The 1477-nt window shown below is 54.0% G+C and carries 2 protein-coding genes; both read left to right on the top strand.

Features of this window, described 5'->3' with window-relative positions:
* Positions 1-813: RHS repeat-associated core domain-containing protein (locus CDN99_RS27915; RefSeq protein ID WP_141101038.1), on the top strand; the 813-nt coding region annotated here is incomplete at its 5' end.
* A complete protein-coding gene (locus CDN99_RS28565; RefSeq protein ID WP_141101037.1) occupies positions 767-1261 on the top strand; it encodes a hypothetical protein in 495 nt (164 codons plus the stop codon). The genes CDN99_RS27915 and CDN99_RS28565, both read left to right, overlap by 47 nt.
* Positions 1262-1477 lie beyond the last annotated feature (216 nt).

The following is a 1477-nucleotide window of genomic DNA, read 5'->3' as shown; positions in this document are numbered from 1 at the left end:
CACGTCTACGCCGACCACCTGAACGCACCGCGCTTGCTGGTCGACAAGAACAACGCCCTGCGCTGGCGCTGGATCAGCGAGCCGTTCGGCTCGACCGCGCCCGAGACGGCCCCCGCTGGCCTCGCGCCCATCACCTTCAACCTTCGCTTCCCAGGGCAATTCTTCGACAGCGAGTCGGGATTGAATTACAACTACTTCCGGGATTACGACGCGACGACGGGGAGGTATGTTCAGAGTGATCCGATTGGGCTGGGTGGAGGGGTCAACACCTACGGCTATGTCCTTGGAAATCCGCTTGGTTATACAGATGCTGAGGGCCTTCAGGTAATCATTGTTGTCCCGGGAAGGAACGGTGGTCGGTTTGACCCAGACTTTCCTCCCGGGGTTGGTCCGAATAGTGAGTCAAATTTAGGTTCGACCACAACGACGCGGGCCGTCGAAGAAGAGCGCAAGAAGACTTATCAAACCTATACGCGCTACAATCCAAAGACTGGCAAGTGCTACAGCGGTCGAACGTCGGGCTACGATGATCCGTCAACAAATATCAATAATAGAGCTATGAGTCAGCCACTGCTGAATGCCGAGGGATTCCAGCCGCCTGTGCTTGACCGCTCCTCAGAGAACTACTCGGCTATTCGCGGTAGAGAGCAGCGCTTGATTGAGACTAACGGCGGCGCCCAAAGTACTGGCGGAACCTCGAGAAATATGATTAACGGCATCAGCACCTGGAATCCTCGCCGCCCGTTTTATTTGAATGATGCCCTGATTGAGTTCGGAGAAGCGATTCCATCGGGTAATTGTGTCTGCCAATAAAATGCCAACCATTTCAGAAGACGAATCAGAGGGGCTTAAGAAGTTCATGGGCTTCTTCTATGAATGGTTCGAAGCCAAACCACATCACCCTCCAGAAATTCATCCCCTCGCGGTGATGAAAGTGCTGGAAAAAAAGTCGATTTCTCAGGCGAGACGTGGTCTTCAAATGGCAATTAATGACTGTGTGGAGGTGTCTAGTAATTGGAGTCCAGAACTGATTGCTGCAGCGGATAAAAGGTTTTTGTCGAATGGTGCACCATCGCTGTCGCAGGTTAGGGTGAAATATTCAAAAATTTATCTCAAAGTGCTTAAGCGTGGCGGTATAAAGTCCCTGAAGGAGTATTATTTGGTGAAGGGTGTGCTCGATGGGGGCGGCCTTGAACCTGGCGCAGGGGAAGCCAAACAATTGGCAACTATGCTGGCGGACTATGAGAGTCGTTCCGCCTGAAGCTGAACAGTTGCCAGCTTGGAAGTGAGTAGTCGAGCCTGAACAACTCGTTTTCAAGGGCGCTCTCACTCTGGTGGAATGAAATCAGCGCTACCCGCTGGGCGGCCAGGTCCGCGACCTGACCTATGACGCGGCGGATCGGATCGTCAGCTACACGCACCTGGACGCGGAGACCGGGCAGGCCACGGCCGGCGCGCAGGCGATGAACCAGAGCTT

Source organism: Roseateles aquatilis (genome assembly GCF_002205645.1).
GTDB classification, from domain to species: domain Bacteria; phylum Pseudomonadota; class Gammaproteobacteria; order Burkholderiales; family Burkholderiaceae_C; genus Roseateles; species Roseateles aquatilis.
This window is presented reverse-complemented; position numbering and strand designations above follow the sequence as displayed.